We start from the raw sequence: 13,462 nt of genomic DNA, 5'->3' as shown, positions 1-13,462 counted from the left end.
GGAGCGCCGGGGAGCCCGAGCCGCGGCGCCTTGAGGTGCGGGTACCGATGCGCTGGGGCGATATGGACGCCTACGGCCATATCAACAATGTTCAGCTGGTCCGGATTCTGGAGGAGGCCCGGATCGCCGCCTTCGGGCCGCCGCGCGGAGCCGGCCTGCCCGGGATCGAACCGGAGGTGCCGCTCTTCAACGAGGTGCCCGAAGGCACGCTGGCGCTCGTCGTCGAGCACAAGATCCGCTACGTCCGGACCCTGGAGTACCGCAACGTCCCGGCGGTGGTGCAGCTGTGGATCGGCGCCGTCAAGGGCGCCAGCTTCGACATCCACTACCTCGTCCAAGACCCGGTCACCGGCGAGGACTGCGTGAAAGCGAGCAGCCACCTGGCGTTCGTGGACGAGGCAACCGGCCGGGTGCTGCGGCTGACCCCGGAGCAGAAGGCCAAGCTCGCCCCTTTTATGGCGCCCCGCCAGACCCACTAGGCCCTACCTCGACGACTGGATCGGTCCTAGACTGATCAGGCCCGGCGGATGTCTGCCCCGGAACTTTTTCACCGCGAAGCTAGGAGCACCGACCATGGCCAAACGAAGCAAGATGAAGCCGCCGAAGAAGACCTGGAAAGAACTCTCGCCGATGGCAAAGTTCGGCACCATCACGGCTTCTCTGGTGCAGTTGTCGCTCCTGGTGGCCGCCCAGCGCGACATCTCGCGGCGGCCGGCGGAGGAAATCCGCGGAAGCAAAGCGCTCTGGCGGGCCGCGACGCTGGTCAACTTCGTCGGCCCGGGCAGCTACTTCACCTTCGGCGTAAAGCGCGCGGCCGGCCACAAGTAAAGCCGCACCCACGGCGCCGCCACGGCGTACCCACGGTGCCCGTGCGCTGCCCGTGCGCGGCCGCTCAGCGGAACGCCGGCCGGAATGCGGGCCGGCAGCTTAAGCCTGTAAATTGAGGGCATGACCCCCAACAAAAAGCCTGCCATGCACCGCGCCCTCGGGATCTCCAAGGAAATCGAAGACGCGGCGTGGTTTGTGCTGGGCCCGGGTCTGCTGGGGAAAGCGTCGCCGCTGGACGGTCGCACCCGGACTTGGTCGGTGGCGGCGAGCTCGGAACTGCTGGAGCGACTCGAACGTGGCATTCCCGACCCCAAGGCGCCGATGATGACCAACCTCCGGGAAAACCTCGAGGGCGCCACCCGCGGTGCAAAACAGCTCGCCGTGGAGCTGTTGTTCCTGCAGTCATTGCCGTTGGCCCATGAGGTGAAGTCGCTGAAGGTAAAACGGGCCCGGGTTGCCGAGGCCGCCTCCTGGCTGGAACCGCCATTGGAGCTCCCCGATGAGCTGTACGCGGGCATGACCGACCACGGGGTGATCCGTGACCGCACCGCGGAATTCAACTGGACCATCTGGGACCAGCTGAAGTGGTTGTGCCGCTTCGTCCGGCACGTCGCCCAGCGGCCCGCCGGCGCGGTGCAGGCAGCCATCAAGGACCCGCTGGCCTTCCACGAACTCACCGCCGGTACCCCCGAGGACCAGCCGGCGATCCGGCGCAGCATCGAGTTCCTGGTCTGGCCCGCCTATTTCGAACCGGTCGTAGCCGACGTCGAACGCCAGGAAATCCGCGACGCGTTCGCCTCGCTGGTCGGCGGCGCCAAGGGCGACACGGACGAGGAAATTTCGGCGGACATCCATCGCATCCGGCTGCACCTGGACGAGCAGGCCGGGCAACGGATCGACTGGTACTCCCGGCAACTGGTCAGCCAATGGCGCAAGGTCGGTGACCCCGGCCGTCGTGCCTGGCTGCTGCGCAGCCACCACGACAGCGCCGAGCTGCTCGCCGCCTGGCAGGACGAGGAAGCGGTGACGCTCGACGTCGAGCACCTCCGCCTGCTCGATCCCGGCGTGACCGCAGGCCTGGTCCAGCACGCCGTCGACGAAGACTACAAACATCTCAGCTACGTCGAGCGCGAGGACACCAAAACCGCCGTCTTCGCCTTCCTGACCGTGATGAAACCCGGCGACCTCACGCTGTACCAAAGCTCCGGCGCCGTCCGGGTGGGCGTGGTGCTGGGCGAACCCGAACACCACGACGACAACCGCCGGCTGCGCCGCAAGGTCCGCTGGTTCGACGAAGCACACGCCATGTCCGAACTGCCCCGGCACGTACAGCGGCAGCTGGCCAGCTCCGGCGTGATTGTGGACGTCACCCGGGTGATCCAGGCGCTCGAGGCACTGCTCCCCGCCGAAGCGGAAGCCGAGGAGGGCGACGGCGCCGAGCCGGCGGCCGTCGTCGAACCCGCCCCCGAGGGTTTCCGCCCGCTGACGGCCGAGTTCGCCGCGTCGCTGCACATGGACCTGGAACCCCTGCAGGAGGTCGCCGAGCTGCTGGAGGGGAATCGCCAGCTGGTGCTGTACGGTCCGCCCGGCACGGGCAAGACCTACCTGGCGAAGCACCTCGCGGCGGAGCTGGCCGGGGACGCCGGCGACGAACGCGTCAAGCTGGTCCAGTTCCACCCCTCCTACGCGTACGAGGATTTCTTCGAGGGCTATCGTCCGGACAAGACCGACGAAGGACAGGTGTCATTCAAGCTGGTCGCCGGTCCGCTGCGCCGGCTCGCCGAGGAGGCCGCCAAACCCGGCAACGAGACCAAGCCCTACTTCCTGATCATCGATGAGATGAACCGGGCAAACCTGGCAAAGGTCTTCGGCGAGCTGTACTTCCTGCTGGAGTACCGCGATGACCGGATTAACCTGCAGTACAGCCCCACGGAGCCGTTCTCGCTGCCGGACAACTTGTACATCATCGGCACGATGAACACCGCGGACCGCTCGATTGCGATGATGGACGCGGCCATCCGTCGCCGCTTCTCCTTCATCGAACTGCACCCCAAAACCGAGCCCGTGAAGGGCACTCTGCTGCGCTTCCTGCAGGCCAAGGACCTGGACACGACGCCGGCGTTGCTGCTAGACGAGCTGAACAACGCGATTGACGAGTGGGACCGGGACCTGATGATCGGACCGTCGTACTTCATGAAGAAAGCCGCCCAGACCCCCACCGGGCTGCGCCGGATCTGGAAGTACGAACTGATGCCGTTGCTCGAGGAGCACTACCACGGCCAGCTCAACCGGGCGCAACTGGAGGAGCGCTTCGGCCTCGAGCAGTTGCTGGGCCGCCTTGCCCGCGTCTAGCTCCGCGCCGGGACGCTCCTTCCGCCACATCGTCTTGGACGAGCTGTCCAGGGGAGTGGTGGAACGGATCGACCCCGGCAGCGCCGCTTTCATCAACGGCAGCGGGCTGGCAAAGGCCTCGCCGCTGGGGATGGGCCTGTTCCGGATCGAGCCAGTCGGCAAGGTGGGGTCCGTGCGGACCCCGTCGGTGCAGCTGGAGGTACGCCCCAAGGAACGGCTGGGCCTTGACCGGTTGCTGTTCCTGCTCGGCTACACCGAGAACCAAGGCTTCCGGGATGACGCCGTGGCCGCCGTCGAGAACCGTGACCTGTGGAGTGCGCTGGCCGAGTCGCTGGCGCAGCTCACCGACCGGGCCCTCAGCCGCGGGGTGCTGCAGGGCTACCTGAACGTCGAGGAGTCGCTGCGCACGGTCAAGGGCAGGATCCGGATCTCCGACCAGATCTCGCGCCGGCCGGGCATGCTGGTGCCCCTGGAGGTCTCCTACGACGAGTTCACCGAGGACATCCCGGAAAACCGCATACTCCGCGCGGCTTTGGAGCGGATGTCGCAGGTGCCCGGGGTGCGGGCGGACGTCCTCAGCCGCTTGCGGCGGCTGAAGGGCAAGCTCGACGCCGTGACGCGGCTGCAGTCCGGGGCTCCCCTGCCGCGGTGGCGGGCCAGCCGGATGAACCTCCGGTACCACGCCGCCCTGCGGCTGGCCGAGGTGATTCTACGCAACGCCTCGGCGGAGGCCGGTGACGGCCAGCAGCACTCGGCGTCGTTCGTGGTGGACATGTCTACGGTTTTTGAGGACTTCGTCGGGATCGCGCTGCGCGAGGCCATGGGCGCATACCCGGGGGAAATGCGGTTGCGGTACAACGCGATGCTGAACGAGGCGGTCCGCGATTCGGACCGGATCATGGTGCAGCCGGGCGCGGTGCATTTGCTGGGCGGGCGGCCGGTGATGGTCTATGACGCGAAGTACCAGGCGGCGTCCGACGTCGGCGCCTCGCTCTCAGGGGACCACTACCGGATGCTGGCGTACTGCACCTCACTGCGGGTGCCGACGGCGTGGTTGATATATCCAGGGGCCGGTGAGATCAAGCTGCGCCGGATCCTCAACACGGACATCGACATCGTGGAGTTCCCGCTGGATTTGTCCCTGCCGCCAGCCGAGATCTTGGCTTCCGTGGCGGACCTCGCGCAACAGTCGTGGGGCGAAGTGGTGCGCCAGGCGTCAATCAGCCGGACCGTGACCGCGACGCCGAGCTGACAACGCCCCAGCCCGAGGTTCACCCAGCGGGGTTCAGGCGCTGTCGTCCTGCAGGGAGGTGGAAACAGAGAGCAGGTGGTTCAGGAGGGCCTTCTCGGGCTGGTCCGGATTGTCTGCCAGGTGCCAGCGAAGCTGCTCCCGAACCGCGGCCTCTTCCGGGGCAGTCCCGGAAAGAATGGCGTCAGTGATGGCGAACACCTGGCGGCGCAAAGGCCCCAGGTCGCCGTGCGGTTCTGCGCTCCGGGCTGAGTTGCGTGAGCGGTTCTCGGTGGACAACAACAAGCGTGGCATCGTGTTTCTCCTGCGGAGTAAGGAGTACCCCCACGTACTGACCAATAGAGTCCTATGTCCCCGGTTTGAAATTTTAGCCCACCTCCGCCAGCCTGTCTCGGACGAGTTTCTATCGGCTGGCTTCATGAGTGCTCACGCTGTCCCGCAGCCCTCCGGGGCGGCTGTGGCGGTTGTGCTACCAGCAGTGGGGCAGCGCCGGCGATGCTGAGACTACCGGCGTAACCTCTGTGCCTATCGGATGTGGCTCCGGGGAAATCCTCGGCGTGTCGCGGGCGGAAGTTTCCATCCTCCTGGGGCCCTTGGCTCTTGGCTCAACTGCCAAGGAAGGCGTCGAGTTCGTGCTCCAGGGCTGACAGGTCTTTCAGGTGGCACTCCCAGACGGTGAGCACCTCCCAGCCCGAGCTACGGAGTTGGCGGCGCTGCTCGGCGTCGCGGTTTCGAGTGCGGGTCCGTTTCGTTTCCCAGAACTCGGCGTTGGACTTGGGCGCGTGCTGGCCGACCCGGCAGTCGTGGAAATGCCAGAAGCAGCCGTTCACGAAGATGACCTTCTGGCGGCCGGCAAACACCAGGTCCGGATTTCCGGGCAGCTTTCCGCCGCGGGCAGTGCCGTGGAGGCGGTAGCGGTATCCCTTGGCGTGCAGCAATCTGCGGACGAGCAGTTCGGGCTTGGTGTTCTTGCCCCGGATTCGCGACATGTTCCAGCTTCGCCGCTCCGGGGTCAGACTGTCCGCCATGCCTTAAGTCTAGGCGGCAGCCGGTGGCGTGCGGTTCGGTTAGATTTCCCGCTCCGGGTGCTCGCCGAACTGGAAATGGCGGCCGCTGGTCGACGTCGGTTCAATCTCGACGTAAAAGTCCTTCAGGGTCGGCACCCAGGGTTTGAGTCCCAGTGATTCGGCTGCGGCAATCTCGCCGGACTGCTCCAAGGCGCGGGCCGTACCGCGAACCACCACAGACCACGCCTCATCGGAGAGGATGCCGTCCGTCTCAAAAAGCACCTTTGAATTGATCGTCAGCTCGGCGAGCTTGTTGCCCGGGGCCGTCCGGAGGTAGAGCTTACGGTCGGCGACCGCGTAATTCACCGGGAAAATGTCAGGCTCTCCGGCGACGATGACGACGAGCCTGCCGTGCTTGGTGCCCTCGATCAGCTTCCAGCTCTGGTCCTCGCTGAGCTTCAGGATCGGACTGTCTTCTTCGTGTTCGAACATCATGTGCACATTCTTCTGCCCCTTGTAGAAATCCGCCAGAGGCGAGGGGAATCTGTCCTACCGCCCGTAGCGTCGTCCGCTGCGCCGGAGAAAGGCTGTGGATAACTCTTACGGCCGGAATGCGCGTCAGTTACCCTTAGGCATTGTTTGGATTCAGGCGTCTTGATTTTCTATCGGGGGATTAGCTGAACATGACATCTTGCACTCCAATCGCTCGCCATCGGCTCACCGCTGCAGGCGCCCTGCTCACCGCTTTAGTATTCGCCGGGACAGCCTGCACGGGTGGCCAGCCACCGCCGGCGGCGGCAGAGACGAGTAGCAGTGGGCCGTCTGTTGCTTCTACCCCCACCCCGAGTGTCACCCCGACGCCGACCGCGAGCTATAAACCGGCCGACGCCACCGGCCGGGCGCAGAACGTCCCGGTCCCAGTACTCCCGGATGCTGCGAAGGCGGAGACCAAGGAGGGTCTCGAGGCTTTCGCCCGGTATTGGTTTGCACTCTTGAGCTACGGCTATGAGACGGGTGATGTGGCGCGACTAGCCGCCCTCACCAGTCCAGGCTGCCGGTCATGCGAGCGAGCAAAGGCGGTCATAACCGGGTGGCACACTGACGGGCGCTGGTTAGCAGGTGGACGAACCCAGACTCCCTCCGTGAGCACGACCTTTCTGGTGGCTCCCGACGGGAACTACCAAGTGGCAATACAGGCGTCTCAGTCGGCTATTTCATACTTCAATAGTGACGGCTCGTTGTATCGTTCCGATCCGAAACCGGATGACACCGGCAACTTGATGCTCGCTGTATATCGTGACGGATCCTGGTATGTGAATAACATCCAGCCGATAGTTGGCTAGAGGATGCGAGCGGGGGTGGTGACATCAGTTCTGGGAGTGACTTTCGCAATAAATAGCCTAATCGGCTTGGGGTTTGTGCCAGCCGAAGGCCAAGGGCCGCCGATAACCGGTGATTGGGGCGAAGACACAATCGACGTTGGTGGCTGGATGATTGATCCGGGGGCAGGAGGATTCGTATGGGCCCCTCCAGGGTCCGCCATCACTGACCCCTTTCAGTACAAGTACGAACTCCAATGCCACCTCGGTGGTGGAGATTTCGACACCGAGTGTCTTGCCGTTCTCGTTGACTGCAAGAACGGGCCGGACGGTAAAGACGGTATACCCGTCGTCTGGCTCAAAGCCCCCGCAGGGGTGCCAAACCCGGTGTGGAGCTTTCACTCCGGTCCAACCTGCCTCTTTGATCCGAAGCCCGAAGACTTGCTACCGCGCATCGCAGCCCTGATTCAATCTGAATTTCAAAAATTGCCAGTCGCGCCGGGACAAGCAACAGCTCAACCCAGCCCGCACACACTTCGGGGCGCCGACACCAACTTCTATGCCCAGGCGGTCGAGCAGCAGTTCGACGTAAAAATCCTGAACCAGGATGTCCATGTCACGGCAAAACCCGTCCAGTACACCTGGAACTACGGCGACGGGACTGCCCTCGGCCCCACGACAGCAGCAGGCGGGCCGTTGCCCCAAGACCGCTGGGGCGAAAAGACGGCCACGAGCCACGCGTACGCCGAAACCGGCGACTTCTCCGTGGTGCTGACAACGCACTTCCAAGGGACCTACTCCGTCAACGGCGGGCCGCCGCTGCCGATACCCGGCCAAGGGCAGTTCAGTGGCCCGCCTCGTACCGTCAGCGTCTGGCGGTCCATCACACGCAACTACGCCGACGACTGCCTGAAGAACCCGCAGGGCCAGGGATGCCCGGGAGTCCCAACACCGCCGCGCTGAGTCGGCATCACCGGCGTGATCCGAGTCTCAACCGGAATAGTTCCGCCTGCCCGGATGCTTGCACCTGTGGACCTCATCCACCGCGAAAGGAACTGCGCATGCTGTTTTCCCCAATGACTCTCGGCGAGCTGGAACTTCCCAACCGACTCGTTATGGCACCTCTGACCCGACTTCGCTCGGGCAAGGAAGGCATTCCCGGACCGTTGGTGGTGGAGCATTACCGGCAGCGCGCCTCGCTGGGCCTGATCGTCAGCGAGGGAACCTACCCCAGCCCCGCTGGCCGCGGCTTCCCCGGCCAGCCCGGCTTGGTGACCGAAGAACAGCTCAAGGGTTGGGCTGAGGTCACTTCCGCCGTCCACGCTGAGGGCGGCAGAATCTTCGCGCAGGTGATGCACGCCGGCCGCGTCACGCACGAAGCCACCACAGGCGGTTACGAAGTCGTCGCCCCGAGCGCCATCGCGATCGACGGCGTGACCCGCACCTACGAGGGCAAGCAGCCGTTCCCGGTCCCGCACGCCCTGACCGCGGAGGAGCTCCCCGGCATCCGTGAAGAGTTCGTTCTCGCCTCCCGCAACGCCATCGAAGCAGGGTTCGACGGCGTCGAACTTCACTCCGCGAACGGCTACCTGCTGCACGAATTCCTGACCCCGGCTGCAAACCAGCGCGACGACAACTACGGCGGCTCACCCGAAAACCGGGCCCGCTTCGTCATCGAAGTGGTCCAGGCGGTCGTCGACGCCATCGGCGCCGACCGCGTCGGCATCCGCATTTCGCCGGAGCACAACGTCCAGGGCGCCTTCGAGCTGGACAACGACGACGTCCGGGCGACCTACGCCTACCTGGTGGACGCGCTTGCCCCGCTGAAACTGGCCTACCTGAGTGTTCTGCACAACCTGCCGACTGGCGAACTGGTTCAGGACCTGCGCTCGCGCTTCGGCGGGGCTTTCCTGCTGAACACCGGCTTCGGCGTCGTAACGACCCGCGAAGAAGCCAAGTCGTTGGTCTCGGACGGCTACGCCGACGCTGTCGTCGTGGGACGACCCGCTATCGCCAACCCGGACCTGGTGCGCCGCTGGCGCGAAGGGCTCCCCGTGAACGAGCCCGATCAGGCGACGTTCTACGCTGATGGAGCTGAGGGCTACACCGACTACCCGGCCTACCAGAACTAGGGCCCTTTGCTCCCGCGTAATTCTGCGGGGGAGGGTCAACGCAAGCCGCGAACAGTGGACAGGACTCCCATCCTGTCCACTGTTCGCATTTAAGAACGAGCATGTCCGTCGCAGAAACCAGCGAGCAACGAACATGTTCAGCTAGGAGCCGGCAGCGACCGACCGTTGGCAGAGCCCGATGAAGCCGCCCAGTTGTTCTAGACCCTCGGGATGCCGCGGCAGGTGGTTCGTAAGTTCGGGGGACCGGACGATGACGGCGCGCCACTGCCCGCGCGAGACGGCCACGTTGATCCGGTTGCGGGAGAGCAGGAACTCCAGGCCGCGTGGCGCCTCCGCCACCGCCGAACACGCCATCGACACGATCACGACCGCCGCTTCCTGCCCCTGGAACTTGTCCACTGTTCCTACCCGCACCCCGGACAGGCCGGACCGGTCGAGTGCCTCCCGAATGAGGTTCACTTGGGCGTTGTAGGCGGCCACCACCAGGATGTCGCCGGTTTGCAGGGGTCGCCCGCCATCTGGCGTGTCCCACTGCAGTCCCAGGTGCCGGCGGACCTGCCGGACGACCTCCGCCGCTTCCTCGGCAGACGACGTCGTGTTCCCGCTGTGCGGCACCATCACCGTCTCGATCCCGGCAGGAACTCCCTCCAGACGCCGAAGATCTGCGGAGGGCGCGGAGTGCAACCGGCCCTCGTAGGACAACTCGGAGACGGCCAGACAGAGGGCGGAGTTCATCCGCCACGAGTCAGCCAGGAAGTAGCCGAGCTCCGAAGGCAACGTGGCGTGCCCGGCGGAAATCCAGCCGAGCGCCGATTCGTCGACCGGCTCAGGGTGCCTGCCCTGGCTTACCTGCGGCAATTGCTGAGGATCACCGAGTAAGAGCAAACGGCTGCTCGCTTGGGCCGCGGCCAGCGTGTTGGCGAGGGAGAACTGACCGGCCTCGTCGATTACCAACAGATCTAGCGAACCGGGCGGGACAGCGGCGCCCGTCATGGTCCAGGCCGTCCCGCCGATGAGGGACCCGCCAGGTGCTGCCAGCAATGCGGTCACCTCGTTGGCGGTGCGCGACTGCCACGGCAGGGGATTGTTGTGCTTGACGTCCTTGGCCACCCGTGCGGGATCGACGCCGGCTTTCGTGACCGCCGTCGTCAGCAGATTCTCCACCACGGCGTGGGACTGACCGACCACCCCGACCTTCCAGCCGCGGGCCACCAGCCGGGCAATGACATGGGAGCCCACGTGCGTCTTGCCCGTACCGGGCGGTCCCTGAACGGCGAGGTAGGAGCGGTCCAAGCGTAAGACCGCCGCTGTGATGGCATCGATGAAACGGTCCGGGCCCTCGCCTGGCTGTGGCAACGGCGCACCGCCGGCCAGCCTCGGCGGCAGACGCCGGACCAGATCCAGGGCGGGGTGGCTGGGAATGGAACCGGACGCCAGCCCTGCCGCCACCCTGGTGGCCAGCGACTCCAAGGCCTGTTCCAGGCTCTTGGTGGCAAGCGGTTGGTCCTCGGTCAGGGCACTGGGAAGGTCATTATGCGGCGGGATGTTCCGGTGCAGTCTGTCACGGATGACGACGGAGTCCTTCCCGTCTTCATGACCGAGTTCCAGCACTTCCGTACCGAACCAGCCGCTCCGCCCCGTTCCGTCCTTGCCGGTCCCCGACAAGCCGGCGGGGAGCGGGCGCTCGTACATGCGGAACCACGTGCTGCCTTCGCGCAGGTCCGAGCCGGGGCTGACGGTACCGGTCAGCCGGACCCGGCGCTCGGGCAATTTCCTGCCTTCCTGCTGCCAGTCGTCAAGGATTTCCGCGGCCTCGACGAGGAAGACGTTCCGGTCCCGGGAATGGGTGTCCGGCCCCTGTTCGCACCGGTCAAAGTGTGCCCACCAGAACGATTTGCGCTCCCGGCGGTGGTAGCTCACGGCCGCGGCCAGCATCAAGAGGGCCTTCCGGTCCTGCTCCGGCAGGTCCCGTCCGGGCTCGGCGAACGCCATGAGCGCCAGCTCGGCCTGGCCTAGGGCGGCGTCAGGAGTGGAGCGGGCGTCCGCGTCCCCGTCCGCACCGGCGTCCGCGCCCCCGCCACCGGCGCCGGTCCCGTGGCCGGGTTCCCCGCCGGGACCGGCGCCTCCGCCCGGCACGATGCCGCGCTCAGCAGCTTGGGCCAGCAGCCAGTTCCGCAATTCCAGGGTGGAGAGGCAGTCGTACTCGTTGTAGTCCGAGATGCCGGCGAGGATCCTTGCTGCGTCTTCGGGCCGGTCGTTGTCACGTGCCTCGCAGTAGTGGGCGTAGGCGACCACGGACGCCCCCGCGTCTTTGACGTCGCCGGAGCGCAGGTTCGTGCCCATGTAAAGCGGCTCAAGCTTTTTGATGCTGTAGGAGTTCTCGGAGATGCGGACGCTGTTCCGGACCGTCTGGTAGAGGTCCACCAGCAGACCGTCCCGGAGCCACCCGTCGACGATGTCCTCACCGGCCACGTGCAGTACCGAGAGCTTGCGCAAGGCGGTCTTCTCATAGGCGGCGTAGTGGTACACGTGCATGTCGGGGTAGTCGCGGCGTCGTTTCTCCACGTACTCCAGGAAGTCCAGGAACGCCTGCTTCTCCGCCTTCCGGTCGTGTGCCCAGAAGGGCCGGAACAGTCCGGGATCCTCCGGCCCGGTAGGGTTCTCGACCACGCCGAACAAATACTCCAGTCCCCACACACCCGTCGCCGTTTCCTGCCACAGCGGGTCACCTTCAAAGTCGAAGAAGATGTCGCCCGGGCTGGGCGGCGGCAGTTCGCCCAAAGTGTTATCCGGCACGACGGCGTAGCGCAGCGTGTGCTCCTCGCCGTCCTTTACGTACTGGACCTGGCCGTCCGCGGCGCCGACGCCGCTCTGGATCCGGGCCTGCTCCTGCAACCGCAGGAGCACGGCCGAGGGCTTCGCGAGCTCGGCCCGGGCGAGGTCCTTGACGGTGTAAATCCCGAGTTCATGCAGGTTCTTGCGCTGCACCGAGTTCATCCGCGCCACGAGGAGCAGGTCATCGGTGGCCTGGACCTGTTCCCGGCAGTAGTCGCACCGGCCGCAGGCGGTGATGCCTTCGGCGCCCCAGCGGACCGTGCCGGATTGCGCCATGTGGGCCGCCGTCAGGGCCAGGAAACGCTCCCGCCGCTCGCGGAACACCGGCAGGATTTCGGCCAGCTTGTGGTGGCTGCGGACGTAATCGAAGCCGCCGTCGTCGCGCTGCACGGTGGCGCCGAGCACGAGGGTGACCGTCGGATCCACCCTGATGCCTGCCGTCTGCAGCTGATCGCCGTAGGCGGCCAGTTGCAGCAGGGCGGTGACCTTGGCATGGCGGGCCAGTTTGGTGTCGAACACGGCGTATCCGCCGTCGCCCTGGCGCACCAAAAAGTCGGAGCGGCCGTGGAACTGCCCGTCGAAGAAGGCTGCCTGGAAGACCACGTCGGCTCCGGCGCGCAGCGCCTCGATGGATTCGCTGTGCTTCGCTATCAAGGTTGCGCGGTCCATGGTAGTGGCGGGAACGACGTCGTACACGCCCCGCCCGCGGGCGGAATCCCACGGACCGAACTCGCTGACGAACCCGTCCAGAACCTTGCGCTCGTGGACATCGCCGAGGTCGGCCGCGTGCTGCAGCATCTCATCGGGGCCGAAGTCCGCCTTGGGGGCGCGGTCCAATTTTTCGTCGAGCTTCCGGAGCAGCTGGTACTCGCAGTCGGCGGCCACCACGAGATCACTCGCGGAGTAGATCAGATCCCGGGCCGCGCCGGGTACCTCCGGTTCAAGGAAAAACACTGTGCCCCCGCTTCATAGGACCGCCGGCGGAGCCGGTCGGACCGCCTTTGCTATCTCTCCTGCCAAGCTACCAAAGCCCTCTGACAGTAAAAGCGGCCGGGCCAGCCGGAGCCGGGCCAAAGATCGAGCAACGGGGTCTGTTCGCTGTCCGGGGACTGGCGTAGGGTCGGTAAGACCATGACCGAACAGCAGCCTTACGAGCTCGTCCAGCGCTATCCGCACTTCGAGTTGCGCCGCTATCCGGCGCACGTAGTGGCCGAGGTGCAGGTCGATGCGAGCTTCGACCGGGCCGGGAACGCTGCCTTTCGGTACCTGTTCAATTACATCAGCGGCAACAACACTGCCCGGCAGAAGCTGGCGATGACCGCTCCGGTCATCCAGGGAACCGGGTCGCCGCAGAAGATTGCGATGACCGTCCCGGTGCTGCAGAGCGGTCCTCTGCCGGGCAGCGGTGCGCCGGCGGGCTTCGCGGTTGCCTTTGTGCTTCCAGCGGGGATGACCGCCGAGACCGCCCCGGTCCCGGCGGACCCCAAGGTCACGATCCGGCCCGTGGCAGGGTCGCTTGCGGCGGTGGTCCGCTTCTCGGGCGCCGGCTCCGAAGCGGCCTTTGAGCGCCGCAACGACGGTCTGCAGGCAGCGTTGACCCTTGCCGGGCTGACGCCGGTGGGTCCGCCGCGCTTCGCCCGCTTCGACCCGCCGTTCAAGCCGTGGTTCCTGCGCCGCAACGAGGTCGTGCAGGACGTGCAGGAGCCGGCAGGGGCCCCGGGGACGCCCGGCGCCTGAGCA

At 65.9% G+C, this 13,462-nt stretch carries 12 protein-coding genes; 8 read left to right on the top strand and 4 right to left on the bottom strand.

The window, feature by feature from the left end; all coding sequences use genetic code 11:
* Positions 1–47: 47 nt before the first annotated feature.
* The 4 genes from QFZ61_RS00150 (at position 48) to QFZ61_RS00135 (ending at position 4,432) form a co-directional block, all read left to right on the top strand.
* Complete coding sequence (locus tag QFZ61_RS00150; RefSeq protein ID WP_307032204.1) at positions 48–479, top strand: thioesterase family protein; 432 nt, start codon at positions 48–50, stop codon at positions 477–479.
* A gap of 94 nt (positions 480–573) precedes the next feature.
* The gene (locus tag QFZ61_RS00145) at positions 574–828 is read left to right on the top strand and encodes a hypothetical protein (protein WP_307032203.1); all 255 of its coding nucleotides are present in this window, start codon (positions 574–576) and stop codon (positions 826–828) included.
* Between the two features lie 120 nt (positions 829–948).
* Positions 949–3,180: an McrB family protein gene (locus QFZ61_RS00140; protein WP_307032201.1), complete on the top strand. Its 2,232-nt coding sequence runs from the start codon at positions 949–951 to the stop codon at positions 3,178–3,180.
* A complete protein-coding gene (locus tag QFZ61_RS00135; RefSeq protein WP_307032198.1) occupies positions 3,167–4,432 on the top strand; it encodes a restriction endonuclease in 1,266 nt (421 codons plus the stop codon). The genes QFZ61_RS00140 and QFZ61_RS00135 overlap by 14 nt, the downstream gene beginning before the upstream one ends.
* Positions 4,433–4,465: 33 nt before the next feature.
* Here QFZ61_RS00135 and QFZ61_RS00130 read toward each other — a convergent pair whose 3' ends face one another.
* The 3 genes from QFZ61_RS00130 to QFZ61_RS00120 form a co-directional block, all read right to left on the bottom strand.
* Positions 4,466–4,723 (bottom strand): hypothetical protein, encoded by a 258-nt coding sequence (locus QFZ61_RS00130; protein WP_307032196.1) that lies wholly within the window; start codon positions 4,721–4,723, stop codon positions 4,466–4,468.
* 311 nt (positions 4,724–5,034) lie between these two features.
* The gene (locus tag QFZ61_RS00125) at positions 5,035–5,457 is read right to left on the bottom strand and encodes a very short patch repair endonuclease (RefSeq protein WP_307032194.1); all 423 of its coding nucleotides are present in this window, start codon (positions 5,455–5,457) and stop codon (positions 5,035–5,037) included.
* Positions 5,458–5,496: 39 nt separating this feature from the next.
* The gene (locus QFZ61_RS00120) at positions 5,497–5,931 is read right to left on the bottom strand and encodes a pyridoxamine 5'-phosphate oxidase family protein (RefSeq protein ID WP_307032191.1); all 435 of its coding nucleotides are present in this window, start codon (positions 5,929–5,931) and stop codon (positions 5,497–5,499) included.
* Between the two features lie 188 nt (positions 5,932–6,119).
* On the opposite strand from QFZ61_RS00120, the gene QFZ61_RS00115 reads away from it, so the two are divergent.
* The 3 genes from QFZ61_RS00115 to QFZ61_RS00105 all read left to right on the top strand — a co-directional run bounded on the left by QFZ61_RS00115 (position 6,120) and on the right by QFZ61_RS00105 (position 8,887).
* On the top strand, positions 6,120–6,779 hold the full coding sequence (locus QFZ61_RS00115; RefSeq protein ID WP_307032189.1) for a DUF6318 family protein: 660 nt from the start codon (positions 6,120–6,122) through the stop codon (positions 6,777–6,779).
* 36 nt (positions 6,780–6,815) lie between these two features.
* The gene (locus tag QFZ61_RS00110) at positions 6,816–7,718 is read left to right on the top strand and encodes a hypothetical protein (protein WP_307032187.1); all 903 of its coding nucleotides are present in this window, start codon (positions 6,816–6,818) and stop codon (positions 7,716–7,718) included.
* 98 nt (positions 7,719–7,816) lie between these two features.
* Positions 7,817–8,887, top strand: coding sequence for an alkene reductase (locus tag QFZ61_RS00105; protein WP_307032185.1), 1,071 nt, complete (start codon positions 7,817–7,819; stop codon positions 8,885–8,887).
* 141 nt (positions 8,888–9,028) lie between these two features.
* Here QFZ61_RS00105 and QFZ61_RS00100 read toward each other — a convergent pair whose 3' ends face one another.
* The gene (locus QFZ61_RS00100) at positions 9,029–12,676 is read right to left on the bottom strand and encodes a bifunctional RecB family nuclease/DEAD/DEAH box helicase (protein ID WP_307032183.1); all 3,648 of its coding nucleotides are present in this window, start codon (positions 12,674–12,676) and stop codon (positions 9,029–9,031) included.
* Between the two features lie 177 nt (positions 12,677–12,853).
* On the opposite strand from QFZ61_RS00100, the gene QFZ61_RS00095 reads away from it, so the two are divergent.
* Positions 12,854–13,459, top strand: a complete 606-nt coding sequence (locus tag QFZ61_RS00095; RefSeq protein WP_307032181.1) for a heme-binding protein — start codon at positions 12,854–12,856, stop codon at positions 13,457–13,459.
* Positions 13,460–13,462 lie beyond the last annotated feature (3 nt).

Origin of the sequence: Arthrobacter sp. B3I4, from assembly GCF_030816855.1 — a bacterium.
In the GTDB taxonomy this organism is placed as follows: domain Bacteria; phylum Actinomycetota; class Actinomycetes; order Actinomycetales; family Micrococcaceae; genus Arthrobacter.
This window is presented reverse-complemented; position numbering and strand designations above follow the sequence as displayed.